This window comes from Xanthomonas citri pv. mangiferaeindicae, from assembly GCA_002240395.1.
Lineage (GTDB): Bacteria > Pseudomonadota > Gammaproteobacteria > Xanthomonadales > Xanthomonadaceae > Luteimonas > Luteimonas citri_A.
The window spans coordinates 3,212,250-3,238,281 of record CP016836.1 but is presented as its reverse complement, the minus strand read 5'-3'; the positions used below and the strand labels follow the sequence as shown (position 1 = coordinate 3,238,281).

General features: G+C 69.8%; 18 protein-coding genes and 1 pseudogene. 9 read left to right on the top strand and 10 right to left on the bottom strand.

All coding sequences use genetic code 11. The features are described from left to right. Positions 1-65 precede the first annotated feature (65 nt). Positions 66-671 (top strand): mechanosensitive ion channel protein MscS, encoded by a 606-nt coding sequence (locus BEN78_14065; protein ID ASR45154.1) that lies wholly within the window; start codon positions 66-68, stop codon positions 669-671. 98 nt (positions 672-769) lie between these two features. Here the strand turns inward: BEN78_14065 and BEN78_14060 are convergent, their stop codons facing one another. Together BEN78_14060 and BEN78_14055 are read right to left on the bottom strand one after the other, a co-directional pair. Beyond that, positions 770-1,117, bottom strand: coding sequence for a hypothetical protein (locus BEN78_14060; GenBank protein ASR44323.1), 348 nt, complete (start codon positions 1,115-1,117; stop codon positions 770-772). A gap of 80 nt (positions 1,118-1,197) precedes the next feature. After that, a complete protein-coding gene (locus tag BEN78_14055; GenBank protein ID ASR44322.1) occupies positions 1,198-1,461 on the bottom strand; it encodes a hypothetical protein in 264 nt (87 codons plus the stop codon). A gap of 92 nt (positions 1,462-1,553) precedes the next feature. On the opposite strand from BEN78_14055, the gene BEN78_14050 reads away from it, so the two are divergent. After that, positions 1,554-2,807: an NAD(FAD)-utilizing dehydrogenase gene (locus tag BEN78_14050; GenBank protein ASR45153.1), complete on the top strand. Its 1,254-nt coding sequence runs from the start codon at positions 1,554-1,556 to the stop codon at positions 2,805-2,807. Between the two features lie 18 nt (positions 2,808-2,825). Here BEN78_14050 and BEN78_14045 read toward each other — a convergent pair whose 3' ends face one another. Continuing rightward, positions 2,826-5,705 (bottom strand): hypothetical protein, encoded by a 2,880-nt coding sequence (locus BEN78_14045; GenBank protein ID ASR44321.1) that lies wholly within the window; start codon positions 5,703-5,705, stop codon positions 2,826-2,828. A 193-nt stretch (positions 5,706-5,898) separates the two neighbouring features. On the opposite strand from BEN78_14045, the gene BEN78_14040 reads away from it, so the two are divergent. Genes BEN78_14040 through BEN78_14025 form a run of 4 tightly spaced genes read left to right on the top strand, consistent with a single transcriptional unit; the run spans position 5,899 to position 9,722 of the window. Continuing rightward, positions 5,899-6,465 (top strand): RNA polymerase subunit sigma, encoded by a 567-nt coding sequence (locus BEN78_14040; GenBank protein ASR44320.1) that lies wholly within the window; start codon positions 5,899-5,901, stop codon positions 6,463-6,465. Then, on the top strand, positions 6,462-7,346 hold the full coding sequence (locus BEN78_14035) for a hypothetical protein (protein ASR44319.1): 885 nt from the start codon (positions 6,462-6,464) through the stop codon (positions 7,344-7,346). The genes BEN78_14040 and BEN78_14035 overlap by 4 nt, the downstream gene beginning before the upstream one ends. A gap of 7 nt (positions 7,347-7,353) precedes the next feature. After that, positions 7,354-7,944 (top strand): IMPACT family protein, encoded by a 591-nt coding sequence (locus BEN78_14030; protein ASR44318.1) that lies wholly within the window; start codon positions 7,354-7,356, stop codon positions 7,942-7,944. Continuing rightward, the gene (locus BEN78_14025; GenBank protein ASR44317.1) at positions 7,944-9,722 is read left to right on the top strand and encodes an ABC transporter ATP-binding protein; all 1,779 of its coding nucleotides are present in this window, start codon (positions 7,944-7,946) and stop codon (positions 9,720-9,722) included. Before BEN78_14030 ends, BEN78_14025 begins: the two co-directional genes overlap by 1 nt. Here the strand turns inward: BEN78_14025 and BEN78_14020 are convergent. From BEN78_14020 to BEN78_13995, 6 genes and pseudogenes are all read right to left on the bottom strand, one after another. Then, positions 9,686-11,161 (bottom strand): hypothetical protein, encoded by a 1,476-nt coding sequence (locus BEN78_14020; protein ASR44316.1) that lies wholly within the window; start codon positions 11,159-11,161, stop codon positions 9,686-9,688. The genes BEN78_14025 and BEN78_14020 overlap by 37 nt on opposite strands. A gap of 26 nt (positions 11,162-11,187) precedes the next feature. After that, positions 11,188-11,487 carry a transcriptional regulator gene (locus BEN78_14015; protein ASR44315.1) on the bottom strand — a complete coding sequence of 100 codons (300 nt, stop codon included), beginning with the start codon at positions 11,485-11,487 and terminating at the stop codon, positions 11,188-11,190. Positions 11,488-11,673: 186 nt separating this feature from the next. Continuing rightward, positions 11,674-13,314 (bottom strand): DNA alkylation response protein, encoded by a 1,641-nt coding sequence (locus tag BEN78_14010; protein ID ASR45152.1) that lies wholly within the window; start codon positions 13,312-13,314, stop codon positions 11,674-11,676. Between the two features lie 57 nt (positions 13,315-13,371). Continuing rightward, positions 13,372-14,640, bottom strand: coding sequence for an oxidoreductase (locus tag BEN78_14005; protein ID ASR45151.1), 1,269 nt, complete (start codon positions 14,638-14,640; stop codon positions 13,372-13,374). A gap of 751 nt (positions 14,641-15,391) precedes the next feature. Then, positions 15,392-18,610, bottom strand: a complete 3,219-nt coding sequence (locus BEN78_14000) for a multidrug efflux RND transporter permease (protein ID ASR44314.1) — start codon at positions 18,608-18,610, stop codon at positions 15,392-15,394. 4 nt (positions 18,611-18,614) lie between these two features. Further along, positions 18,615-19,822, bottom strand: a pseudogene (locus BEN78_13995) (efflux transporter periplasmic adaptor subunit). Positions 19,823-20,001: 179 nt separating this feature from the next. Between BEN78_13995 and BEN78_13990 the strand changes: the two are divergent. From BEN78_13990 to BEN78_13980, 3 genes are all read left to right on the top strand, one after another. Continuing rightward, a complete protein-coding gene (locus tag BEN78_13990; protein ID ASR44313.1) occupies positions 20,002-20,775 on the top strand; it encodes a hypothetical protein in 774 nt (257 codons plus the stop codon). Positions 20,776-20,786: 11 nt separating this feature from the next. Beyond that, positions 20,787-21,974, top strand: a complete 1,188-nt coding sequence (locus BEN78_13985) for a hypothetical protein (protein ID ASR44312.1) — start codon at positions 20,787-20,789, stop codon at positions 21,972-21,974. A gap of 64 nt (positions 21,975-22,038) precedes the next feature. After that, on the top strand, positions 22,039-25,218 hold the full coding sequence (locus BEN78_13980; protein ID ASR44311.1) for a multidrug efflux protein: 3,180 nt from the start codon (positions 22,039-22,041) through the stop codon (positions 25,216-25,218). A 46-nt stretch (positions 25,219-25,264) separates the two neighbouring features. Here BEN78_13980 and BEN78_13975 read toward each other — a convergent pair whose 3' ends face one another. Next, entirely contained in the window at positions 25,265-25,966 is a 702-nt protein-coding gene (locus tag BEN78_13975) for a dethiobiotin synthase (GenBank protein ASR44310.1), read from the bottom strand. Positions 25,967-26,032 lie beyond the last annotated feature (66 nt).

Below are 26,032 nucleotides of genomic sequence, written 5' to 3'. Positions count from 1 at the left end.
TAGCGATGCCGCGCGTAGAATTCCCCAGACGGCGCTGTGGCGCCTTGTGCGAAGTGGGTGTGCGCTTGATCGATCGTCTTCCTCCCTGGCTGCATGAGTGGCTCGACATCGTCGTGCCGGGCGGCCAGATCCTGCTGATCCTGCTCGCGGCCTGGCTGTTGCGTCTGCTCGGGCGGCGCCTGCTCGACCGCGTCGGCCGCCGCTACACGCTGCCGCCCGAGGCGGTGGTCGGCGCTCGCCGGGTCATGACCTTCCTGATTTATGCGGCCGCGCTGCTACTGGCGCTCGAACGCATGGGCGTGTCGGGCACCGTGCTATGGACCGCATTCACGGGCTTTGCAGCGGTGGGCGCAGTGGCGTTCTTCGCGGCCTGGAGCGTGCTGTCGAACATTTTCTGCACGATGTTGATCCTGACCACGCGGCCGTTCCGGCTCTACGACCATGTCGAGCTGCTGGAGAACGGCGAGAAGCCGGGCCTGCGCGGCCAGGTCGTGGACATCAATCTGGTCTACACGACCTTGCGCGAGACCGACGACGGCGACGGCGCGGGCACGGTGCTGCAAGTGCCCAACAGCCTATTCTTCCAGCGTGCGCTGCGGCGCTGGCGCGGCGGTGCGCTGCCCGAGCCCAAGGGCGTGGGCGCCAAGCGGGGCGATCCGCTCGACGTGTGACCGGCGCCCAGACGCAAACCGCGGAAACCGGGGTCAGAGTGCAATTCCGCGAGGTGAAATTGCACTCTGCCCCCGGTTTCCGCCCCGCGTGCCGGGTGTCAGCCGACGACGGCCGAGACGACGATCTCGATCCGCCAGCCCGGGTCGGCCAGCCGTGCCTCGACCGTCGCGCGGGACGGCGCTTGCCCGGCGACCACCCAGCGGTCCCACTCGGCGTTCATGCCGGCAAAATCCGCGATGTCGGCCAGATAGATCTGCGCCTGCAGAATGCGGGTCTTGTCACTGCCGGCCTGCGCCAGCAGCGTGTCGATCGCGGCCAGTACCTCGCGGGTCTGGACGCCGATATCGGCGCCGGCGGTCTCGGGCACCTGCCCCGCACAGTAGACGATGCCGTTGTGGATGCTGGCCTCGGACATGCGCGGGCCGGCGTCGATGCGCTGGATCATGGAGCGTTCCTGACGTGAAGGCCGCCCACGGTAGCGATCGCGGGCGGCTCGCCGCAAGCGCGGCGCATGAGGTATCGCGCTCAGCGCAACTGGCTGTCCTTGCTGCCGCGGCGGTTGTAGCCGGCTGAGGCACGGTCCTCGTCATGCTGCGCCTGGCAATCGACGCACAGCCGCACGCCGGGCACGGCAATGCGACGCGCTTCGGGGATCGGAGCGTCGCATTCCTCGCAATGACGCAGGCCAGGACCGCGGCGCAGCTGGCTGCGCGCGCGCTCGATCGCGTCCTTGACGGTCGCATCGATCTGGTCCTGCACCGCACCGTCGCCTGCCCATCCGGTCGCCATGGCCGACTCCTGCTGTTCGCAACGTCTGCCCAGGAGCCTAGCAGTGCGCCTGTGGCTGGGGGATGAGTGCCGGCGGCCGGCATAATGGCGCGATGTCCGATGCGCCCCGCTCCCCTGCCCCTTCCCGCCTGGCGATCGTCGGCGGCGGTCCTGCGGGACTGTTCGCGGCAGAGGTCGCCCGCGCCGCCGGCGTGGAGGTCGACCTGTTCGATGCCAAGGGCTCGGTCGGGCGCAAGTTCCTGATCGCCGGCAAGGGCGGACTGAACCTGACCCATGCCGAGCCGCGGCCAGCATTCGATGCGCGCTACGGCGCGCGAGCGGACGCGGTCGGACGCTGGCTCGACACCTTCGATGCGCAGGCGCTACGGGATTGGGCGAAGGCACGCGGCGTGCCGACCTTCGTCGGCAGTTCGGGCCGGGTGTTCCCGGAGGACCTGAAAGCCGCGCCGTTGCTACGCGGCTGGGTGCGGCAACTGCGCGAGGACGGCGTGCGCTTCCATGTCCAGCATCGCTGGACCGGCTGGGATGCCGACGATCGCCTGACTTTCGAGACACCGCAGGGGCCGCATACGCACGCGGCCGACGCCGTGCTGCTGGCGCTGGGCGGCGGTAGTTGGCCCGAACTCGGCTCCGATGGTGCCTGGCAGGCTCTGCTCGCCGCGCGCGGCATCGAGGTCGCGCCGCTGGTGCCGGCCAATTGCGGGTTCGACATCGGCTGGAGCGCCCACCTGGCGCAGCGCCATGCCGGCGCACCGCTCAAGCCGGTGATCCTGCACTGGCGCGCAGTCGACGGCACGCCGCAAGCGTTGCAGGGCGAGTGCGTGCTCACGGCGACCGGCATCGAAGGCAGCGCGATCTACGCGATCTCGAGTGCGCTGCGCGACACGATCGCACGCGACGGCCACGCCCTGCTCGAGATCGACCTCGCGCCGGGACGCGATGCCGCGCGTCTGCAGCGCGATCTCGAACGCCCGCGCGGGCGCCGCAGCGTCGGCGAGCACCTGCGCCGCGCGACCGGCCTGGATGCCGCCAAGACCGCGCTGCTGTTCGAACGGCTCGATCGCGATGCGTTCGACGATGCCGCGCGTGTCGCCGCGACGATCAAGCGGCTGCCGCTTATTCTGTGTGCCCCGCGCCCACTGGCCGAGGCCATCTCCAGCGCCGGTGGGATCCGCTTCGAGGCACTCGACGACGCGCTGATGCTGCGCGCATTGCCGGGCACGTTCGTCGCCGGCGAGATGATCGACTGGGAAGCGCCGACCGGTGGCTATCTGCTGACCGCCTGCTTTGCCAGCGGCCGGCGCGCCGCGCTGGGCGCGCTGGACTGGCTGCAGCGCAGGCGCTGAGCGCCTCGCCGGACGGGCTCAGCCGATGCCGGTCGCGCGTTCCGCGGCCGGACGTCCGTAGAGGAACCCCTGGCCGTACTGGCATCCAAGCCCGGCGAGCAGATCGCGCTGCTGCGCGGTCTCGATGCCTTCGGCAATGGTATCGATGCCCAAGGTTGCCGCCAGTGCCAGGATCGCGCGCACCAGCGCCAGGCTCTCGGCATGCATTTCCCCACCCAGCCCGAGCACGAAGCTCTGATCGATCTTCAGTGCCTGGATCGGGAAGCGGTGCAGATACGACAACGCCGAGAACCCGGTCCCGAAGTCGTCGAGCAGCGCCAGCACACCATGATTGCGCAGCACATTGAGCATGCGCAGCGCACGCGGCGCATCGTCGAGCAGCGCGACCTCGGTGATCTCGATCCGCAGCCGGCGCGGGTCGGCGCCGGCCTCGTCGATCAACCGCAACAAACGCTCGACGAAATCCTCGGAGCGGAAGTGCCGCGGCGAGACGTTGATCGAGATGTAGCCGGTGCCGGCATCGGCCGCCATGCGCCGGAACACCTGGCGGTACATCAGCCAGTCGACCTGCTCGATCAGTCCGCTGTCCTCGCCGACGCCGATGAACTCGGCCGGCGACAGCAGCCCGTGCACTTCGTGCCGCCAGCGCAGCAAGGCCTCGTGTCCGACGACCGCGCCATCAGCCAGGCGCACGATCGGCTGAAAGTGCGGCTCGAACGCATCCTGCAGAATCGCCCGGCGCAGGTCGGCCTCCAGGTCCAGCAGGCGCATGGCCTCGGCCCGCATCGCCTCGTCGAAGCGCTCGCTGCGGTCGCGGCCACAGGCCTTGGCCCGGTACATCGCCGCATCCGCGTCGCGCAGCACGCCGTCGCCGTCCACGTACTCGGGATGGGACATCGCGATGCCGATGCTCGCCGACGGGAACAGCTCGCGCCCGGCCACCCAGACCGGCTTGGCCAGAGCCGCCAGCAGCGCGCTCGCCCGGCGGTCGGCGATCGCCGGATCGTCGACACCGCCGAGCAGGATTGCGAACTCGTCGCCGCCCAGCCGCGCGGCGATGTCGTCAGGCCCCAGCCAGGCGGTGATGCGCTGGGCGATCTCGACCAGCATCGCGTCGCCGGCCGCATGGCCGACACTGTCGTTGACCAGCTTGAAGCGGTCCAGATCGAGGAACAGCACCGCGAATGCCGCGCGCCCGCCCTCGCGCAGCGGCGACAGCGCGGCATCCAGGCGTTCGAGCAGTTGCACGCGATTGGGTAAGCCGGTCAACGGGTCGTGGCGCGCCTGGTGGACCAGGCGTTGCTGGGCGCGGATGCGCTCGCCGATCTGCGCGCGCAATTCGCGGTTGGCGCGTTCCAGCTCGCGGGTGCGCGCCTCGACGCGGAACTCCAGTTCCGTGTGCGCGGCCTTGAGCTGTTCCTGCGCGCGCTTGCGGTCCATCGCGCTGTCGATATGGTGGGCGACGAAGGTCAGCAGCGCCTGGTCGTTGGGCGAGAACGCGATCTGCGGATCGTAGCTCTGCACTGCAATCACTCCAACCGGCCGACCATCGCGACCGAGCGGCACACCCAGCCAGCATTGCGCGTGGCTGCCGTGACTGCGCAGCGCCCCGGCCGCTTCCAGCCGCCGGATGTCCTCGTGCATGGCCAACAACGGCGCGCCGGTTGCGATCACATACTCGGTCAGGCCGTCGCCGCGCGGCCGCGCCCGGCGGACCGCATCGCGCTCGTCGATCGAGTACGGAAACTCCAGCCGGGTGCCGTCGGGGCTGAGCATGGCGATGTAGAAATTGCGCGCGTACAGCAGTTCGCCGACGATCGCGTGCAGGTCTGCGTAGAAGCGCTCCAGGCTGCCGGGGGCTGCCGATAATTCGCTGATCCGATACAGCGCACGCTGCAAGGTGCCGGCGCGTTCGCGCTCGACGATCTGCGCCTGCAGTCCGCGGTTGGCGGTCTGCAGTTCCTGCGTGCGCGAGGCGACCCGCCGCTCGAGCTCGGCCTGGGCGCGCTTGCGATCGAGCGCAGTCAGAATGTGCTGGGCGACGAACTCCAGCAGCGCTCGGTCCTCATCGCGGTAGCGGTCGGGCTGGTCGTAACTCTGCACCACGAGCGCCCCACAGATGCGCCCGTCGCGGCGCAGCGGCACGCCGAGCCAATCGGCGCTGTCGGGGCCGTGCAGCGTGTCGCTGTCGGGGAGGCCGTACTGCGCACGCAATGCGGCCGATGGGCCCAGCATCGGCTGTCCCTCGCGCAGCAGCACCGTGGTCAGGCTGTCGGGCATCTGCGCGATGGACAGTTCCTGCTGCGGGTCGGCCTGCCAGGGATCGCGTTCGTCGACGAAGTACAGGAAGCGCAGCGTCTCGCGCAGGTCGTCGTAGAGCACGATGTAGAAGTTCTCGGCCGTGGTCAGCCGGCCGACCACGGCATGGATGCGCGCCAGCACCTCGTCCATGTCCAGTGTGGAACTGGCCAGCTCGGCGATCTCATAAAGCGCCTGCTGCAGCCGCTCGGCCCGGCGCATCGATTCGAGCCGGCGCTCGGCGCGCGCCAACGCCAGCGCACCGGCCACGCCGTGCAGGGCCGCGGGCAACCAGGCCGCGGCGGCAGCGTCATCGCCCGCGGCGACCTGAATCGCGATCGCGAGTCGGCCGTCGTCCTGCACCACTGCGCGAGCGTAACGCCGCAGGCCCGCCGGCGCCGTCGTATCGCCCTCGGTGTCGGCGTGCAGGGTCGCATCCGCCAGTGCAGCCAGGTCGTCGGGCGCATGGTCGGAGGTCAGCACACCGGCGCCGGACGCGTGCGATGCCCAGGTCACGGCCACCGCCGCACCCACGGGCGCCGTCGCGATGACGGCGCGGAGCGGCGCTTCGGCGTCGTCGGCGGCAACGGCCGCGTTCATGCGATGGCAAACAGGCACGGTGCTCGACGATTCAGATCCCGCGGCAGCATACCCAAAAGCGCGACCATTGCCGCGGACGCAACCCCATTGGCCGCCTCCACGCGTTGTCCAGGGCATGGCCGCCCTTGCCCGCCCCTGTCGCACGGCTCGTACGGGCTTCACGCCCGGCGCCGCGCCACGTACTCTGCGATGCATGCACGATGTCGCCAGCCAGCAGGAGCCCCCCGGCGACGACGCCCTGATGCTGGCATGGACCGCGGGCGACGTCGCCGCGTTCGAAACCCTGTACCGGCGCCATCGCGACAAGCTCTACCGCTTCCTGGTGCGCCAGGTGCGCAACCCCGCGCTGGCCGAAGAAATCTTCCAGGATGTCTGGCAGCGGGTCATTGCGGCGCGCGAAGGCTGGCGACCCGATGCGCTGTTCGCCACCTGGCTCTATCGCATCGCCCACAATCGCCTGACCGACCACTGGCGCGCCGCGCAGCATCGCCCGCCGCCGCCCGAAGACGCCGAGCTGCGGACGGCGCGCATCGTCGACCCGGACGATCCGGAGCGGCAGCTCTCGCAGTTCGAGCAACGGCGCGGGTTGCAACTCGCACTCGATGCGCTGCCCGACGAGCAGCGCGAGGTCGTGCTGCTGCGGCTCGAACACGAGCTCACGCTCGAAGAGATCGGCCGGATCACCGGCGTCGGCCGCGAGACGGTGAAATCGCGGCTGCGCTACGCGATGGACAAACTGCGCGCGACGTTGACCTCATGAACAGTCCCGACCGCGAACCGCTGACGCCCGAGGAACAGTGGCTGGCCGACCGGCTGGCCTCGGGCCCGGCTGCGCCGTCCCCGGCGGTCGATGCGGCGATCCTGGCCGCTGCGCGCCACGCGGCGCAGAACGCGACGGGGCCGGCGCACGCCGCGGCCCCCGTCGCGCCCGCACGGACGGCCCAGCGCCGTCGCCGTCGCTGGCCGGTCGCGTTCGGCGCGGCCGCCTCACTGGCGGTCGCCATCGGCGTCGCCTGGCAACTGCGGCCGGTGCCCGAGGCGCCGCATGCCGCCTGGGCCGAGCACCCGGAGGCCATGCACGACGCGGCGCCGACCGCGGTCCACGATGCCCCGGCCCCGGCCGTGGCGCAGCCGCAGGCCCGGATGCAGGCGCCCCAGGCGACAGCCGCCCAGGACGCGCCAGAGCCGATCGCCTCGGCCACCGTCGAGGCGCCCGCCGCCGCTGCGCGTGAAGCACAAGCGCCGGTCGCCGGCCTGCCGCTGCCGGACGCACGCCAGGCCGCAGGCTGGGGCCCGCCGCGCGAGTCCGAACCCGCCGCCACCGCCTACGGCAACCGCGTGACGACCGCGGAGCCGGCCTTGATGGAGCGCGATGCGGCCGCCGAAGCCGACCGGGCGTCGACGGCCCGTCCGATGTCCGCACGGGCGCAGCCCCAGGCCATGGCGATCATCGAGGACCTGCCCGACGACGAGCCGCCGGCATCGGCCGACGCGCCGGAAGTGCGCGAGGCCTGGCTGGCACGCGTGCGCGAACTGCTCGATGCCGGCGACATCGACGCCGCCCGTGCCAGCCTGGCCGAGTTCCATCGTCGCCATCCGCAGGCCGAACTGCCGCCCGACCTGCGCGCGTTGCTGGACTGAGATCGCGATGCCGCTCGACACTCTGGCCGCGACCGTCAGCCATGTCCTCGAGGTCAAGCACAGCCGCTTCGTCGCCCATGCCGCGCCGATCACCGGCGCCGACGATGCAGCGGCGTTTGTGCAGCGGGTGGCCGTGCCCGATGCCACCCACAACTGCTGGGCCTGGCGGCTGGGCGACCAGTACCGCTCCAGCGACGACGGCGAGCCGGCCGGCACCGCCGGACGCCCGATCCTGGCGGCGATCGACGGCCAGGGATTCGACCGGGTGGTCGTGGTCGTAGTGCGCTGGTTCGGCGGCATCAAGCTCGGCGCCGGCGGCCTGGTCCGCGCCTACGGCGGTTGCGCGGCCGAATGCCTGCGGACCGCGGCACGGATGCCGCTGATCGACACCTGCATCCTGCAGTTGCGAGCGCCCTTCGATACCCTGGGCGCGTTGCATGCCGCGCTGCCGGCCGCCGCCGCGCACAAGCTCGACGAGCGTTTCGACGCCGACGGCGCGCTGTTGCGTGTCGAATTGCCCTTGGATCGTGTCGCCGACTTGAAAACCCGGATGCGCGATGCCACCCGAAACCGTATCCGCATCGACGACAATGCCTGATGGCCTTTCGATCCCGATCCACCGTGGCTGAGCCCGGCAAACCGAAGGTGCGCATCGGTGCACTGAAGACCTTGTGGCCGTTCGTCATGCGCCAGCGCGGCCTGTTCGTCGCCTGGCTGATCGCGCTCGCGGCCTCGTCGCTGGCGACGCTGAGCCTGCCGCTGGCGGTGCGACGCATGATCGACCACGGCTTCACCGGCGGCGATCAGATCGACACCGCGTTCGCGCTGCTGCTGGTCGTCGCAGTCGCGCTGGCATTGGCGACCGCGGCGCGGTTCTTCTTCGTCTCGCTGCTGGGCGAGCGCGTCGTCGCCGACCTGCGCAACCGCTTCTACGGGCACCTGCTGGATCTGGACCAGGCGTTCTTCGAGCAGAACCGCAGTGGCGACCTGGTCTCGCGGCTGAGCGCGGACACCGAACTGCTGCGCTCGGTCGTCGGCACGACCATGTCGGTCGCACTGCGCAGCGTGGTGATGGTGCTGGGCAGCCTGACGATGCTGGTGGTCACCAGTCCCCGCCTGGCGGCCTACACGCTGGTGGGCATTCCGCTGTTCGTGCTGCCGCTGGTGCTGGGCGGGCGCAAGCTGGAGAAGGTCTCGCGGCAGAGCCAGGACCGCATCGCCGACGCGAACGCGCTGGCCAACGAAACGCTGGGCGCGATCCGCACCGTGCAGGCGCATGCACGCGAACCCTATGAGCGCGGACGTTTCGGCGATGCCGTGCGCACCTCGGTCGCGACTGCGCGCCGGCGCATCGGCTTGCAGGCGATCATCACCGCGATCGCGATCACCCTGATTTTCGGAGCGGTCACCGTGGTGTTGTGGTCGGGCGCGCACGACGTGGTGGCCGGACGGATGAGCGCCGGCACGCTGGGCCAGTTCGTGCTCTACGCGCTGTTCGGCGCCGGCTCGGTCGGTGCGCTGGCCGAGGTCTGGAACGACCTGCAGCGTGCTGCCGGTGGCATGGGCCGGATCTCCGAGCTGCTCGACGAATCACCGTCGATCCGGGCACCGGCCACGCCCGCCGCGATCGTCCACCCGGCGCGCGGCGCGCTGCGCTTCGACGACGTCACCTTCCATTACCCGAGCCGCCCCGACACGGCGGCCCTCGACGGCTTCACGCTGCACGTCGCGCCGGGCGAGACAGTGGCGCTCGTGGGCCCGTCCGGCGCAGGCAAGAGCACGGTGCTGTCGCTGCTGTTGCGCTTCCACGACCCGGAGACCGGCGCGCTGTCGATCGATGGCGCGGACCTGCGCACACTCGATCCCGCCGCGCTGCGCGAACTGATCGCGATGGTCCCGCAGCACCCGACGATCTTCGCCGCCAGTGCCCGCGACAACATCCGCTACGGCCGGCTCGACGCGACCGACGCCGAGGTCGAGGCGGCGGCGCGCGCGGCCGAGGCGCACGAGTTCATCGTCGACCTGCCGGAAGGCTACGACGCCCAACTGGGCGAGCGTGGCGCGCGGCTGTCCGGCGGCCAGCAACAGCGGATCGCGATCGCCCGCGCACTGCTGCGCGATGCACCGATCCTGCTGCTGGACGAGGCGACCTCGGCGCTCGACGCGCAGAGCGAACATGCGGTGCAACATGCGCTCGCGCGCCTGATGCAGGGCCGTACCACGCTGGTCATCGCGCATCGGCTGGCGACGATCCTCAAGGCCGATCGCATCGTCGTGCTCGACCGCGGGCGCATCGTCGCCCAAGGCACGCACGCCGAACTGCTGGCCCAGGGCGGCCTCTACGCGGAACTGGCCAAACTGCAGTTCATCGACTGAGGCTGCGCGGCGACTGTGCCCGGCCCGCGGGGCCGCGCACTCGCGCCCCCCGCCGCGGCACCGACGCCCAGCGCCCGGACTGCGTGATCGACCGCCAGTTGCAGCATCGCCGGCGCGATGTAGGCCATGTGTACGCGCCGGATCATCGCCAGATAGAAACGCCCGAACCGGTTGCGCGTGCGCACACAGGTCGCCATCGCGCAGCGCAGGCCACCGCCGGGCAATGCCTCGACGCGAATGCAGGTGCGGAACGCGAGGTGGCGGTCGTCGGCACCGAGTACGACCTCCACGCAATCACCGTCGGTGGATGCGCGTTCGGCCAGCACCGGAAAACGCCCGGCGAAGCGGTCCGGCGCCTCGTCCGACAGCAGCGACGACGCCGGGCAGCCGATCGACGAGGTCCGCAGGCCGAACGGACGCACGAGCACGTTGCGCAGCGCCATCAGCCGCGTCACACCGGGCGGCGGATTGGCGACGAATCCTTCGAGCAGCGCAGCCATCGCCGTCGCCGGCCGCGCGCCGGCGCACTCCGCCGCCTCCAGGCGGACCGCCACCGCGTCCTCGTGCCCGGCGCCCGGCAGCTGCGCCTGCAGCAGCGAACCGGGCGGCGGGACGATTCGGTCGACCTGGCGGCGGCCGACGTTCTCGGTCCGGAACCCGTTGGCACTCCGCGCCGGCAGCCGTCGACGCAGGCGGCCCGTCCTCGCCCGGACCCCGGCGCATACACGCGCCGCCAGCGACATCGGCGGCACGTGCAGCGACAACGAGGTCGTCGCGATGCGCGCCGGCGCGCGCAACGCCGCGTCGAGCAGCGCCTGCACGGCCGGCGGCAGCAGTTCGGTCAGCGAGGGAATATCGGCGGCGTTGTCGAGCACGCGCCGGCGCACGTCGGCCGGCAGTTCGCCCGACAGTTCATCGGGATGGCAGGACAGCGCGAACAGCGCCGGGTGCGGCAGCGCCGGACTGCGCGAGACGAACTGGTGCCAGGTGCCGCCGCCGAAGCGCACGGTGAACAGGCAGTCCGGCGGAATGTCGACCAGATGCAACGCACGCACGAACGCGGCCGGATCGGCATCGAGCTGCGCCTGCGATGCGGTTGAGAACCGCAGTTGCGCGCCGGCGCTGCCCGAGACCGCGGTGAACATGCGGTTGCCGGCGTGACGATGGAAGGGATGGCCGCCCGGGCCGACGCTGAAGGTGTAAAGCGAGGACGGATCGCCGCGCGCCAGATCCATCGCGCCGATCCGCGACGAGGGTTCGTCGTGCGCATCGACGAAGCCTGGATGCCCGCGCTGGCGCCGGGCGGCATCGGCGATCAGCGGATCGCCCTGGCCGGGTGCCAACTGCGCGATCAGCGTGACCTCGACCGGCAGGCCGCCGCTGTGCGACGGCAGGCGGACGCCAGGAAACGTCTCGGAGACCTCGGTCGTATGCAGCATCGTCGGGTTCCTGTCGGGTAGATGCGTCAGTCCGCGACCTTGCGGCGCTCGCGCTTGAGCGGACGCGCCACCGGGCACAGCTCCGACGCCCAGGCGAAGACGGTATTGGCCAGGCGCTCGGGCACGAGCCGGAAATGCACGAACTGGCCACGTTTCTCGCGGGCGATCAGTCCGGCCTGCTCCAGGATGCGCAGATGGCCCGACAGCGCGGGCTTGCTGAAGTCGAACCGTTCGGCGATCTCGCCGGCGGTCAGCTCGCCAGCGTGGAGGTAGGCAAGGATCTGTCGGCGCGGCGTCGAGGCCAGTGCTTCGAAGACACGGTCCATGGCGACCTAATCAGTTAATGAATTACTTAATTAATGAAACAATCGACGACTGTCGTCAACCCTGGGGGATGCCCCAGGGTCGCCCGCCCGCGAACACGCCCCACCCCGTCATGGCCGGCGCCACCACGAGGCGCGCGGGGCGCCAGCGCCGCGTCCCCGTTTGATCTTGCCGACGCCCGTCCCGTGTCAGGCCGGCAGCACGCGCGCCAGCGGGGCGTCGAGATCGATCCCGCGTTCGAGCGTGCCGAGCGCCAGCGCATGGGCGCTGGCCAGCCGGCTGGCGCAGAACGTCGGGGCGACTGGACTGTTCGCGCGCAGCAACACCGCCCCCTGCAGAACCAGCGCGGTCGACTCGACCAGCCGCCGTGCCTGCGGCTCGGCGTCCTGCGGCGCACGCGCCGCGTCGGCGAGCAGGTCCGCAAGCCGGTCGGCGGCCGCGTCGAACCCCGCATCCATGCCCCGCGCAGCCTCGATCTGCACCTGCAGCGCCGCAGCCACGCCTGGTTCGCGCGTCAGCGCACGCAGCACGTCCAGGCATTGCAGGTTGCCGCTGCCCTCCCAGATCGAGTTCAGCGGTGCCTGCCGGTACAGGCGCGGCAGGATCGATTCCTCGATGTAGCCCGCACCACCGAGGCATTCCTGCGCCTCGTTGACGAACGCCGGCGCGCGTCGGCACAGCCAGTACTTGCCGATCGCCGTGGCCACACGCGCGAAGGCCGCCTGCACCGGATCGCGGCCTGCGGCATCGACCGCGCCGGCGACACGCAGCGCCAGGGCGACCGCCGCCTCGGCTTCGATCGCGAGATCGGCGAGCACGTTGCGCATCAGCGGCTGCTGGACGAGCGCGCGGCCGAACGCGCGCCGGTGACGGGCATGGTGCAGCGCCTGGGCCAGCGCCATGCGCATCTGCGCAGCGGCGGCGAGCATGCAATCGAGCCGGGTCAGCATCACCATTTCCAGGATCGTCGCCACGCCGCGGCCCTCCTCGCCCACCCGCAGCGCCCAGGCACGATCGAACTCGATCTCGGCCGAGGCGTTGCTCCAATCGCCGAGCTTGTCCTTGAGCCGCATCAGCCGGAAGTCGTTGCGCTCGCCGCCCGGCAGGCATCTGGGCATGAGGAAACAGCTCGGCCCGGCGTCGGCCTGCGCCAGCACCAGAAAGCCGTCGGACATCGGCGCCGAGAAGAACCACTTGTGGCCGCGCAGGGTATACGCGCCCTCGTCGTTCATCGGAGTCGCCCGCGTGGTGTTGCTACGCACATCGCTGCCGCCCTGCTTCTCGGTCATGCCCATGCCCAGCGTGACGCCCGCCTTGTCCTCGATCGGCACATCGCGGGCGTCGTAGCGCATCGTCGCGACCTTGTCGGCCCAGGCGCGCAGGCGTGGCTCGCGGCGCAGCACCGGGACCGCGGCGTGGGTCATCGTCAGCGGGCAACTGGTGCCGGCATCGGCCTGGTGATGCAGATATGCCAGCGCCGCGCGTGCCACGTGCGCGCCGGGTACCGGTTGCGCCCACGACAGGCAGGCGACGCCATGACCGATCGCCGCCTCCATCAGCTGGTGGTACGCGGGGTGGAATTCGACGCGGTCGATGCGCTGACCGAAGCGGTCGTGCGTGCGCAGCCGCGGGCGATCGCGGTTGGCGTCGAAGCCTGCGGCGTAGAGCGCATCGCCGGCGAGCGCGCCGTACCTCGCCAGTCGATCGGCAAAGGCATCGCCACCTTCGCGGGCCACGGCCTCGCGCAGCGCGACATCGTCGTGCCAGAGGTCGCGCGGCGCGAACTCCGGTGGCTGGTTGTCGACCTCGTGGGTGGCGTCTGTGGCCATGGCGCGCGTCTCCATCCTCGGACCTGCGCCGATTCTGGCGCATGCCAGGCGTGCCGGTCAGGCCATCGACGACTCAGCCGCAGCTCCGGCAATCGCGTCAACCGGGCGCTGCAATGCCTCGACGAAGTCCGGCGCCAGCGCAAGCGCGCCGAAGGCGCCGCGCTGGGTGCCGCTGAGCACACGCAGCATGTGCCCACGCCCGCCGGGCATGCGCCCCATCGGCAGGAACGCCACATCGCGCGCCCGCGCGATGAAATCGCGGTCGGACTGGAAGATCGGAGTCAGCCATCGGCTCCAGAACTGGTAGATCCCGACGTGCCGCGCGCGCAGTTGCTGGTAGGCCGGCAGTGCGTCGGCGGGGGCGTGCGAGCGCAGCGCGTCGCGCAGCGCCTCGGCGTCGAGCAGCGCCATGTTCACGCCCTGCCCCAACTGCGGGCTCATCGCATGCGCCGCGTCGCCGAGCAGCACCCAGCGACCCCGGTGCCAGCGTCGCAGTGCGACGTCGCGATAGCTGGCGCGCGCCAGTTGGGCATGCGTTGTGGTCGTATCGAGCAAGGCCGCCGCCTCGGGCCAGATCGCCGCGACCTCGTCGTGCCAACGGTCGAGCGCGCTCGCCTGCCAAGCGTCGAATCCGGCGATCGGCAGGCTCCAGAAGAAACTCAGCCGCGGCTCGGGATCGCCCGGCCTGCCGCCGACCGGCAGCAGGCCGACCATTCGGCGCGCGGCGACGTAGCGCTGGCGCAGTTCGGCGGCGAACGGCCAGTCGCGTGCGGCCAGCAGGCACCACAAGGCGCCCCACGGATAGACCCGGTCGTGACGCACACCGCCGATCCGGGCACGCAGCCGGGACGCCGCGCCGTCGGCGACGACGATCAGGTCGAACGGCCCGTGGCGCTGGCCAGCCTCGTCGACCAGCCAGCGGTCGTCGGCCTCGTCGGGGCCGGCGACCGTGACGCCCGGATGCAAGGCGGTGTGGTCGCCCCAGGCCTGGTCGAGCAACTCGAACAGTGCCCCGCGCTGCATGCCCAAGCCATACAGGCGCGCGTCGAGTCCGGCGTAGCGCATGTCCATGACCGCGCGGCCGCAGGGCGTTTCGCCGAACAGGCGATCCACGCGTGCGCCATGGCCGAGCACCTGCGGCAACAGGCCCATGCGCCAGAGCACCTGCAGGCCGCTGGGCTGCAGCAGGAAGCCGGCGCCCACCGGCCCGGGCGCCGGCGCGCGTTCGTAGACCTCGACCCGGTGGCCGTCGCGCGCGAGCAGCACAGCAGACGCCTGGCCGGCGGTGCCGTAGCCGACGATGGCGATGCGCAGTGGTCGGCGCAGGGACACGGGGATCACGGTCATGACACGAATGGGACGATCGCGGCGCGACAGCATACGACTGATGGGCGCGCAGGCCAGGCGCCCCGTGGGCTGCCTGACGTGAGCGTCCACACGAAGTGCTTGTCTTACAAACCCGGTGGGGCAGCTCGCTTCGGGATGCGCAGCGGCCTGCCGGCCGGAGGCCGCTTTCCTCACGATCAAGGCGGCTTCGTGGTCCGGCCGCGAAGCACGCGTAGCGCCCGCATGGATGCGCGGCCGTGCCGTGCACGCCCGCCCCGTAGAACCGGGGTCAGAGTGCAATTTCGCGAGGCGAAATTGCACTCTGACCCCGGTTTTGATTCTGTCCCGATCTTGCGGACCGCCAGTCCGCTGCTGCAGACATTGGCAGCCCGACTTCGGTTGGATACGGAGTCGCCTGCTTGAAGAAGGCGCGCGCTGTCGGTCTCAGTGCGTCGTGCTGGTCGGGGATTGCGATAGCGGGCCACGGATGGCCCGCGGCGGGGAGTCAACCATGGGTGAGTGCGGGCTGCTCGCGCGGCATGCCGCGCAGCCCACACGAACGCCCGGCGCGCTTCGCCGGGCCGGACCGCGGAGCGGGCTGACCGAGCCGGGGCGCAGTCCACGGCCGGCGTGACGCGCGCGCCGGAGGAAGAGCTGCCTGATAAAGCGAGCAGACGCAAGCTCCCCCGACTTCAAAAAAAAAGGGCCGCCCCGCGAACGGGACGGCCCTTGGGTCATGCTACCGCGCGCCTCAGTGAGCCTGCGGTGTCTCGTTGCGGGCCTGATGCGCGGCGATCGCCTTCGGATCGGGCTCGTCCATCTTGTCGCCCAGCACGCGCCGGACGATCACGAAGAACACCGGGATCAGCAGCAGGCCCAGGAACGTCGCAAACAGCATGCCGCCGATCACACCGGTGCCCAGCGCGTGACGTGCGTTGGAGCCGGCACCGGTCGACAACGCCATCGGCGTCACACCCAGGATGAACGCGAACGAGGTCATCAGGATCGGCCGCAGGCGCAGCCGCGCGGCCTCGACCGTGGCCTCGCGCAGGGTCTTGCCCTCTGCCCGTTGCTGGACCGCGAACTCCACGATCAGGATCGCGTTCTTCGCCGCCAGACCGATCACGGTGATCATGCCGATCTGGAAGAACAGGTCGTTCGACAGCCCCGGACGCAGCATCGTGAACACCACCGCGCCGAGGATGCCCAGCGGCACCACCAGCAGCACCGCCACCGGGATCGACCAGCTCTCGTAGAGCGCGGCCAGACACAGGAACACCACGACCACCGACAGCACCAGCAGCAGCGTCTGCGTGTTGCCGGCGATGATCTCCTGGTAGGACATGCCCGCCCAGTCGAAGCCGAAGCCTGGCGGCAATTCGTCGTTGACGATGCCCTCCATCGCCGCCATCGCCTCACCGGTGCTGCGACCGGGCGCCTGCGCGCCGACGATGTTGACCGCCGAGTAGCCGTTGTAGCGGCTCAGCGACGGCGAGGCAGTGCCCCAGTCGGCCGAGACCACGTTGCTCAGCGGCACCATCGCCGGCTGGCCGTTGGCGGCCGTGCCCGGCGCCGGGGTGTAGAAGCGCTCGAACGACTCCGGCCCCGTGCGGTAAGGCGCGTCGGCGCGGATGTTCACCCGCTTGATGCGTCCTTCCGAGAAGTAGTCGTTGACGTACACCGGCGCGAGCATCAGCTGGATCGCGTTGTAGACGTCCTGTACCGACAGGCCCATCGCCTGCGCCTGGACGCGGTCGACGTGCAGGCCCAACTGCGGCGCGGCCTCGAGCGTGTTCGGACGCACGCCGACCACGGTGTCGGACTTGCCCGCAGCGCTGGCCAGCAGCTTGTTGCGGGCTTCGGTCAGTGCTGCCTGGCCCTGGCCGGTGCGGTCCTGCAGGTACATGTCGAAGCCGCCGAACTGGCCAAGGCCCTGGATCGTCGGCAGGTTGACGACGAAGATCTGCGCTTCAGGCACGGCGCCGTAAAGCATGCCGTTGGCCTGGTTGACGAACTCGTCGATGCTGACATCGCGCTCGTCCCAGTGCTCGAGCTCGACGAACGCCATGCCGACGTTCTCACCCATGCCCACGAAGCTGAAGCCCGAGACCTGCAGGATGTTCTTGAAGCCGGGCACGCCGCCCGTCCGCTCGCCGGTCTCCGGGTTCTCCTGACCGCGGAAGGTCTGGTAGACCCGCTCCATCACCGCCTGCGTACGTTGCAGGCTGGCGCCGGGGGGCAACTGCACGATCACCATCGCGTAGCCCTGGTCCTCCTCGGGCACGAAGCTGCTCGGCAGCCGTGCGTACAGCAGGCCGCAGATCAGCGCCAGCAACACGAACAGCATCATCCAACGCGGCGAATGCTTGACGACGCTGGTGATGTGGCCGACGTAGGTGTCGTTGACACGGTCGTAGTACTTGTTGAAAACCCGGAACACCACGTTCTCGCGCTTGTTGCCGTGCGGCTCGTGCTGCTTGAGGAACGTCGCACACAGCGCCGGGGTGAAGCCCAGGGCGAGAAACGCCGAGAAACCCATCGACACCGCAATGGTGATCGCGAACTGCTTGTAGATTTCGCCCGAGGCGCCGCCCTGCAGCGCGCTGGGGATGAACACCGCGGCCAATACGACAGTGATCGCGACCACCGCGCCGGTGATCTGGCTCATCGCCTTGATCGTCGCCTCGCGCGGCGGCAGGTGCTCCTCGGCCATGATGCGTTCGACGTTCTCGATCACCACGATCGCATCGTCGACCACGATGCCGATCGACAGCACCATCGCGAACAAGGTCAGCTGGTTGACCGTAAAGCCCAGCGCACTCAGGCCCAGGAACGTGCCCAGCAACGCGACCGGAATCACGAGCGTCGGGATGATCGTCGCGCGCAGGTTCTGCAGGAACAGCAGCATCACCAGGAACACCAGGATGACCGCCTCGATCAGCGTCTTGACCACTTCCTTGATCGAGATCGTCACGAACGTGGTGCTGTCGAACGGCTTGAACCATTCGACGCCGGGCGGGAACGTCGCCGACAGTTCGTCTAGCCGCGCGGTCACCGCCTCGGCCACGCCGAGCGCGTTCGCGCCGGGCTGGAGCATGATCGCGACCGCACCGGTCGGCTGGCCGTTGTACTTGGTATCGAAGCCGTAGCTCGACGGGCCGAAGTCGACCCGCGCCACATCGCCCAGGCGCACCACCGCGCCGTTGGCATCGGTGCGCAGGATGATGTTGCGGAACTGCTCGGGCGTACTGAAGCGGCCTTCGCCCGACACCGTCGCGCTGAAGCCCACGCCTTCGGGGGCGGGATCGGAGCCGATCGAGCCGGCCGCGAACTGCACGTTCTGCCCGCGGACCGCCGCCAGCACTTCGGTCGCCGACAGGCCGTAGCCCTGCAGCTTGTCGGGGTTGAGCCAGATGTTCATCGCATACTCGGCACCGAAGTGCTGGGTATTGCCGACGCCCGGCACACGCGCGAGTTGCTCGAGCACGCGGGCTGCGATCAGGTCGTTGATCGCATTGCGGTCCATCGACGGATCGCTCGAACGCAGACCCACGACCATCAGAAAGCCGGTGTTCTCCTTGGCGACGACCACGCCCTGCTGGACCACCTCGCTGGGCAGTCTCGGCGTGGCCAGGGCGACCTTGTTCTGGACCTGGACCTGGGCGATGTCGCTGTCGGTGCCGGTCTCAAACGTCAGCGTGACGCTGGCCCGGCCATTGGCGCTGGACGTGGAACTGAAGTACAGCAGGTTGTCGATACCGGTGAGCTGCTGCTCGATGACCTGGGTCACCGCCTGCTCGGTCGTCTGCGCGTCCGCGCCGGGATAGGTCGCCGAGATGGTCACCTGGGGCGGTGCCACCGATGGATACGACTCGACGCCCATGTTCAGCAGCGCGATCAGGCCGCTGAGCGAGATCAGGATCGAGACGACCCAGGCGAAGACCGGGTGGTTGATGAAAAACTTGGGCATGGGATCAGTCCTGGTCGGCGGCGTCCGCGGCCGGCGCATCGGCGGCCGGCGCCGCTGCAGGCGCCGGGGCCTGCGCGCCCGCCGGCGGCGTGGCGGCGTTGTCCGGCTTGGCCGCAGCGGCCTCGGCCGGCTTCGGGCTCACCGGCGCACCGACCTGGGCGCGCTGCAGGCCCACGGTGATCACCCGGTCGCCCGCCGACAGGCCGGCATCGACGATCCAGTTGCCGCCATCGGCGCGCACCACATTGATGTCCTTGCGTACGACCTTGTCGTCGGGGCCGGCGACCAGCACGAAGGCGCTGGTCGCGTCGCGCTGCACCGCGGCCTGCGGCACCACATAGATGCCGTCCTGGCGGCCCATGTCGGCGATCAGGGTCACATAGGTGCCCGGCAGCAGCCGGCGATCGGGATTGGGCACGGTCGCACGCAGCGCGATCGCGCCGGTGGCCGGATCGACGACATCGGCCGAGAAATCCAGGGTGCCGGTGTGCTCGTAGATCGTGCCGTCCTGCAGACGGACCTGCACCGAGGCCTGGTCGTTGCGATCGACCTGCTTGGCGCGCAGCGCCTGCATGTCCGACACGCTCATCGAGAAGTTCACATACAGCGGGTCGATCTGGTCGACGGTGGTCAGCAGCGTCACATCGCCCTGCCCGACCAGTGCGCCTTCGGTGACCTGCTGCTTGCCGGCGCGGCCGGAGATCGGCGCGCGCACGGTGGCGTAACCGAGATTGATCTGCGCGCTGCGCACCGACGCCCGAGCCGCTTCCAGCGAGGCCTGCGCGCTGCGCTCGGTCGCCAGGGCGTTGTCGAGGTCGGACTTGGAGATGAAGTCCGTGGGCGCGAGCTGGCGGGCGCGGTCGGCGGCGGTCTTGGCATTGGTGTACTGCGCCTGCGCCTGAGCTTCGGCCGCCTGCGCATTGCCGAGCGCGGCCTGCAACTGCGCCGGATCGATCACGAACAGCACGTCGCCTTCCTTCACGTCGCTGCCTTCGGTGTAGACGCGGCGCTCGAGCACGCCGGGCACCCGGGCGCGGACGTCGGCGCTGCGGAACGGCGCGAGTCGGCCGACCAGGTCCTGGCGCAGCGGCTGCGCACCGGGCTGGACGGTCAGCACTTCGACCTCGGGGGCGGCGGAGCGGCCTGCTCCTGTTGATTGCCACAGGCGGAGAGCGCCGCGGCGAGCACGGCAATGGACAGGATTCGGCGCATGGGAAGCCCTGGGGGAGGAGTCGAACGGGATTTACTATACCGACCAGTATAGCTAATTCCATGTCCTGTTCGCACCGTGCAGGAAGTCATTCACCGGGCGATGACCTTCGGCAGATCGTGAACCTTGCTCACGGAATGAACCTGATTCACAATGCGCCGCCACCGCTATTCAGATCCCGATGTCCGTTTCCAGCCCCACCATCGCCCGACGTCAGCGCGAGATTGCCGAGCGCGAGGTTGCGCTGCTCGATGTCGCCCAGGCGCAAATCCAGCGCGACGGGCTGATGTCGTTGCAGATGGCGCGCGTGGCCGAGGAATGCGGCTATGCGATCGGCACGCTGTACCGGCACTTCGCCAGCAAGGAAGACCTGCTGGTGGCGCTGGCCACACGCAACTGCATGAGCCGGGTGGAACTGTTCGAGCGCGCGGCACAGTGGTCCGGCCCCACCCGGGAGCGGATGCTGGCCGTGGTGCTGGCCGACCTTCTGATCATGCGCGAGCAGCCCGAGCATTTCCGCCTGGCGCAGTTCGTCTGGACCGACATGGTCTGGGGCGCGGCCTCGGCCGAAAGCCGACGTCGGGCCCTGGAGGCCTTCGCGCCCCTGAGCGATCTGATCGACGGCATCGCCGCCGAGGCCCGCGCGAATGGTGAATTGCCGGCCTCCGCGCTGCCGATCCCGGCGCTGACGATGGGGCCGTGGATGATGTCGGTCGGCCTGCAGGCGCTGGTCCAGCAGCGCGACCTGGTGGACCCGGCCGTGATCGGCCATCCCTACCGGCTGCTGATCCGGCACCTGCAGTATCTGTTCAACGGCTACGGCTGGCAGCCGCTGGTCGACGCCGGCGACGACGCTGCGCTCGACGCACTGATCGACCGGGTCAGCCGCGAGGTCTTTGATACCGACTGGTCCAGCATCGCCCCCGCATTGCCCTGCCCTCCTTCCTACGCCTGACGGAACGCCCCATGTCCAGGACCGAGCCCCGACGCGCCCCGCGTCCCCGCCTCCGCATGTTCGTCGTGCTGCTGATCACCTTGCTGGTGTTCGGTGGCGTCTTCCTCGCCAAGTTCCTGTCGGGACGCGCGGTCAACGCGTTCTTCGACGACATGCCGCAGCCGCCGGTCGCGATCACCACGTTCGATGCCGCCGAGCAGGAATGGACGACGCCGCTCGAAGCGGTCGGCACCCTGGTCGCGATCAACGGCACCGATGTGACCACCGAGGCCGGCGGCGTGGTCCGCCGGCTGTCGTTCGAGCCCGGCCAGCCGGTCAAGTCCGGCACCGTGCTGGTCGAGCTCAACACCGACAACGAACTGGCCGTGCTGCGCTCGAGCGAGGCGGCCGCCAAGCTGGCGGCGGTGCAGCGCGACCGCTGGCGCCAGCTCGGCAGCGAGCAACTGGTCTCGCAGGCGGACGTCGAGCAGCGCAGCACCGAGGCGGCGACTGCGCAGGCCCAGGTCGACGCGCAGCGGGCGTTGATCGCGCAGAAGACCATCCGCGCGCCGTTCGACGGCGTACTGGGCATCCGCAAGGTCAACCTGGGCCAGTATCTGGCACCAGGCGCTGCGATCGTCAGCCTGCAGCAGCTCGATCCGATCTTCCTGAACTTCGCCCTGCCCGAGCAGCAGCTCACGCGCATCCAAGAGGGCGCCACCATCGAGGCGCGCGTCGATGCGCTGCCGGACATGCGCTTTACCGGCACGATCACCGCGATCGAACCGGCGGTCGATCCGAACACGCGCAACTTCCAGGTGCAGGCGACCCTGGCCAATCCGGACGGCCAACTGCGCCCGGGCGCATTCGCCCGTGTCGGCCTGGCGGTCGGCGGTGCGCAGAAGGTGGTCGTGATCCCGCAGACGGCGGTCAGCTTCAACCCCTACGGCAACGCCGTCTACGTGGTGTCGGAGCAACGCGGCGACGCGAAGGCGGACGCGCCCAAGGACGGCGAGCAGGGACCGACGCTGACCGTGCGCCAGCGCTTCGTGACCACCGGCCCCACGCGCGGCGACATGATCGCGGTGACCGAGGGCCTGAAGCCCGGCGAGCGCGTGGCCACCAGCGGCCTGCTGAAGCTGCGCAACGATGCCGTGGTGACGATCAACAACCGCGTCCAGCCGTCCGCCGACGAAGCGCCGACGCCCGAGAACCGCTGACGCCGCGCGGGTCCCGGCCCGCCCCGCTCCCTGGCCCGCGCCGCAACGCGCGGGGGAGACCGAGATGACATTTACCGACATCTTCATCCGCAAACCGGTGCTGGCGATGGTCGTCAGCCTGTTCATCCTGCTGTTCGGCCTGCGCGCGTTCTCCGAACTCAACGTGCGCCAGTATCCGGAGCTGCAGAACGCGGTCGTCAACATCAGCACGACCTACTTCGGTGCCGACGCCGACCTGATCCAGGGCTTCATCACCACGCCGCTCGAGCGCGAGGTCGCCAGCGCCGAGGGCATCGACTACCTCACCTCGACCAGTTCGGCCGGTGTGAGCGTGATCCAGGCCTACATCCGCCTGGACTACGACCCCAACGAAGCGCTCACCCAGATCGCGGCCAAGGTCAACAAGCTGCGCAGCGAACTGCCGGCCGAGTCCGAGGACCCGGTGATCGACCTGCAGCAGGGCCAGCAGGTCGCGGCGATGTATGTCTCGTTCGCCAGCGCCACGCTCAACGACAACCAGATCACCGACTACCTCACCCGTGCAGTCGAGCCGAAGATCGCGACGATCCCAGGCGTGCAGCGCGCCGAGATCATGGGCCCGGGCGCATTCGCGATGCGTGTGTGGCTCAAGCCCGACCGCATGACCGCGCTGGGCGTCACCGCCAGCGACGTGCAGGCCGCGCTGCAAGCCAACAACGTGCTCTCGGCGCTGGGCTCGACCAAGGGTCAGATGGTGGCGGTCGATCTCACCGCGCGCACCGACCTGCGCACGCCCGAGGAGTTCCGAGCGCTGGTGGTGCGCGAGGCCGACGGCGCGATCGTGCGCCTGGGCGACATCGCCGATGTCGCGCTGGGTTCGGAGAACTACGGCTCGTCGGTGCGCATCAATGGTGCCTCGGCAACGTTCATGGGCATCTATGTCTCCCCCGATGCCAATGCACTGGATGTGATCGCCGACGTGCGCCGGGCCTGGGACAACGAGATCGTGCCGCAGTTGCCCGAAGGCATCGAGGCGTCGATCCCGTACGACAGCACCGAGTCGATCCAGGACGGCATCAACGAGGTCATCCGCACGATCATCGAGGCGGTGATCATCGTGATCGTGGTCATCTACCTGTTCCTGGGCTCGCTGCGCAGCGTACTGATCCCGGCGATCACCGTGCCGCTGTCGCTGGTCGGCGCGCTGTTTCTGATGCTGTTGATGGGCTTCACGATCAACCTGCTGACACTGCTGGCGATGGTGCTGGCGATCGGCATCGTGGTCGACGATGCGATCATCGTGCTGGAGAACATCCACCGCCATATCGAGGAAGGCATGACGCCATTCGATGCCTCGATCCGCGGCGCGCGCGAGCTGGCGTGGCCGGTCGTGGCGATGACCACGACGCTGGTGGCGGTGTACCTGCCGATCGGCTTCCAGGGCGGACTGACCGGCGTGCTGTTCACCGAGTTCGCGTTCACGTTGGCCGGCTCGGTACTGCTGTCGGGCGTGATCGCGCTGACGCTCACCCCGATGATGTGCGCCAAGATCCTCAAGCCGCATGGTCAGTCCAGCAAGAGCCGGCTGGAGCAATGGCTCGATCAGCGCTTCGACAAGCTCCAGCACGGTTACCAGCGCCGCCTGCACGGCGCGCTGGAGACCCGCGGGGTGATCCTGGCCTTTGGCGCAGTGGTGCTGGTGTCGTGCGCATTTCTGTATATCGGCGCGCCCAAGGAGCCGGCGCCGATGGAGGACGAAGGCTTCGTGTTCGCGATCGGCAGCGCGGATGCCGCCAGTACGCTGGACTACGTCGAGCGCTACACCGAAGAAATGTCCGACGTGGTGAAGCAGATCCCGGAGATCAACGACTTCTTCCTGTTCAACGGCGGCATGGGCGGCATGGGCGGGAGCAACAGCGCGATGGGCGGCTTCGTGCTCAAGCCCTGGAGCCAGCGCGACCGCTCGACCAACCAGGTGCTGCAGCAGGATCTGCAGCCCAAGCTGGCCGAGATCACCGGTCTGAACATTTTCGCGCTGGTGCCGCCGTCCCTGCCGTCTGCCGGTGGCGATGGCGGCGGCGAGTTCCTGATCGGCGGCATCGGCTCGCTGGCGCAGCTGTCGGAGATCGCCGACGAGGTCGTCGCGCGCGCGCAGGAAAGCCGGCGTTTCATCTTTCTGGACAAGGACCTGAAGATCGACAAGCCGCGGGTGGAAGTGCAGATCGACCGCGACAAGGCGGCGCTGTTGGGCATCGACATGCGGACGCTGGCGGCCGATATGAGCGCATTGCTCGCCGGCGGATACGTCAACCGCTTCGCGATGCAGAACCGCTCCTACCGCGTGATCCCGCAGGTACAGCGCGCCGATCGACTCAATGCCGAACAGCTCGGCAATTACTACACCCGCACCCGCAGCGGCGAGTTGATCCCGCTTTCGACGGTGGTCTCGTTCAAGGAGAGCGCGCAGCCGCAGTCGCTCAAACGCTTCCAGCAGCTCAATGCGGTGGGCATCACCTTCGCGCCGCGTCCGGGCGTGACCAAGGGCGAGGCGCTGCGGGTGCTCGACGAGATCGCCGCCGACGTGCTGCCGCAGGGCTACAGCGTCGACTACGCCGGCGAGTCGCGGCAGTTCAAGCAGGAAGGCACGACGATGCTGATCACGCTGGCGTTCGCGCTGGTGATCATCTTCCTGGTGCTGGCCGCGCAGTTCGAGAGCTTCCGCGACGCGCTGATCATGCTGATCACCGTGCCGATGGCGATCAGCGGCGCGCTGCTGGTGCTCAACGCGCTGGGCCTGGTGTCGGGCATCCTGCAATTTGCCGGCATCGAGGCCTTCCCCGGCATGTCGATCAACATCTACACGCAGGTGGGCCTGGTCACCCTGGTGGGCGTGATCTCCAAGCACGGCATCCTGATCGTGGAGTTCGCCAACAAGCTGCAGATCAACGAGGGCCTGAGCAAGGCCGAGGCGATCGAGCAGGCTGCCGCGATCCGCTTGCGGCCGGTGCTGATGACGACCGCCGCGCTGGTGTTCGCGATGGTGCCGTTGCTGATCGCCAGCGGTCCGGGCGCGGCGGCGCGCTTCTCGATGGGCCTGGTGATCGCTGCCGGCATGTCGATCGGCACCGCGTTCACGCTGTTCGTGCTGCCGGCGTTCTACCTGCTGCTGGCGCGTGACCATAGCCACGACCCGGGCGCAGTGGCCACCACGGACGCCGACGGGCACAACGGCAACCCAGCAGCGCCGGTGCCCCAGGGGCACTGAGCACGTCGGGCATCCGCGGCGCATGCCGCGGATGCCACGCCACCGATCAGGGGCGGCGCGGCAGTGCGTCGATCCAGGCCGGATCGAGCACCAGGGCGCCCATGTCGGGGCCGCCCCCGTCGCCGACGAACGGCAGCACACCCAGACACGGCGCAGGCAATGCGTCGGCGAGCAGCCCCAGATAATCGTCGGCGCGCGAGAACTCCGGATCGATCCGGTTGCCGACCCAGCCCACGAGCCGACAGCCGTCGGCCGCGATGGCGCGTGCGGTCAGGCGGGCATGGCTCAGGCAGCCGAGCCGGAGCCCGACCACCAGCACCACTGCGCCCCCCAGCCACCGCGCCAGGTCCGCATGCTCGAGGTCCTCGGCAAGCGGCGCCGCCCAGCCGCCGGCGCCCTCGACCAGCACCACGTCGGCCGTGGCGGCGAGCCGTGCGTGTGCGGCGTGCAGCGCCTCGGCATCGACGACCACGCTGGCCGCGCGTGCGGCCAGGGTCGGCGCGGTCGCTTCGGGCAGTGCCACCGGGTTGACGTCGGCGTATGCCGGGCGGGGCCGGCTGGCGGCCTGCAGCGCCAGCGCATCCTCATTGCGCCAGCCACCATCCTGCCAATCGCAGCCGCTGGCGACCGGTTTCATCCCGACCGCGCGGCGACCATCGGCACGCAAGGCCTGCAGCAGCGCCACGCTGGCGTGGGTCTTGCCGATGCCGGTATCGGTCCCGGTGACCAGGCACGTGCGCGCGCTCATACCGGTGCGCCTATCGGGACGCCTGCGACGGCGCCGCCGGGCGGGTGCGACCCCGCTGCTACACTG

Excerpts from the sequence above, each read along its gene's own strand:
- BEN78_14020 (ASR44316.1), bottom strand. The coding sequence starts at position 11,161 with ATGCTGCATACGACCGAGGTCTCCGAGACGTTTCCTGGCGTCCGCCTG.
- BEN78_14015 (ASR44315.1), bottom strand. The coding sequence starts at position 11,487 with ATGGACCGTGTCTTCGAAGCACTGGCCTCGACGCCGCGCCGACAGATC.
- BEN78_14040 (ASR44320.1), top strand. The coding sequence starts at position 5,899 with ATGCACGATGTCGCCAGCCAGCAGGAGCCCCCCGGCGACGACGCCCTG.
- BEN78_13980 (ASR44311.1), top strand. The coding sequence starts at position 22,039 with ATGACATTTACCGACATCTTCATCCGCAAACCGGTGCTGGCGATGGTC.
- BEN78_13985 (ASR44312.1), top strand. The coding sequence starts at position 20,787 with ATGTCCAGGACCGAGCCCCGACGCGCCCCGCGTCCCCGCCTCCGCATG.
- BEN78_14045 (ASR44321.1), bottom strand. The coding sequence starts at position 5,705 with ATGAACGCGGCCGTTGCCGCCGACGACGCCGAAGCGCCGCTCCGCGCC.
- BEN78_14030 (ASR44318.1), top strand. The coding sequence starts at position 7,354 with ATGCCGCTCGACACTCTGGCCGCGACCGTCAGCCATGTCCTCGAGGTC.
- BEN78_13975 (ASR44310.1), bottom strand. The coding sequence starts at position 25,966 with ATGAGCGCGCGCACGTGCCTGGTCACCGGGACCGATACCGGCATCGGC.
- BEN78_14060 (ASR44323.1), bottom strand. The coding sequence starts at position 1,117 with ATGATCCAGCGCATCGACGCCGGCCCGCGCATGTCCGAGGCCAGCATC.
- BEN78_14055 (ASR44322.1), bottom strand. The coding sequence starts at position 1,461 with ATGGCGACCGGATGGGCAGGCGACGGTGCGGTGCAGGACCAGATCGAT.
- BEN78_13990 (ASR44313.1), top strand. The coding sequence starts at position 20,002 with ATGTCCGTTTCCAGCCCCACCATCGCCCGACGTCAGCGCGAGATTGCC.
- BEN78_14050 (ASR45153.1), top strand. The coding sequence starts at position 1,554 with ATGTCCGATGCGCCCCGCTCCCCTGCCCCTTCCCGCCTGGCGATCGTC.
- BEN78_14000 (ASR44314.1), bottom strand. The coding sequence starts at position 18,610 with ATGCCCAAGTTTTTCATCAACCACCCGGTCTTCGCCTGGGTCGTCTCG.
- BEN78_14025 (ASR44317.1), top strand. The coding sequence starts at position 7,944 with ATGGCCTTTCGATCCCGATCCACCGTGGCTGAGCCCGGCAAACCGAAG.
- BEN78_14035 (ASR44319.1), top strand. The coding sequence starts at position 6,462 with ATGAACAGTCCCGACCGCGAACCGCTGACGCCCGAGGAACAGTGGCTG.
- BEN78_14010 (ASR45152.1), bottom strand. The coding sequence starts at position 13,314 with ATGGCCACAGACGCCACCCACGAGGTCGACAACCAGCCACCGGAGTTC.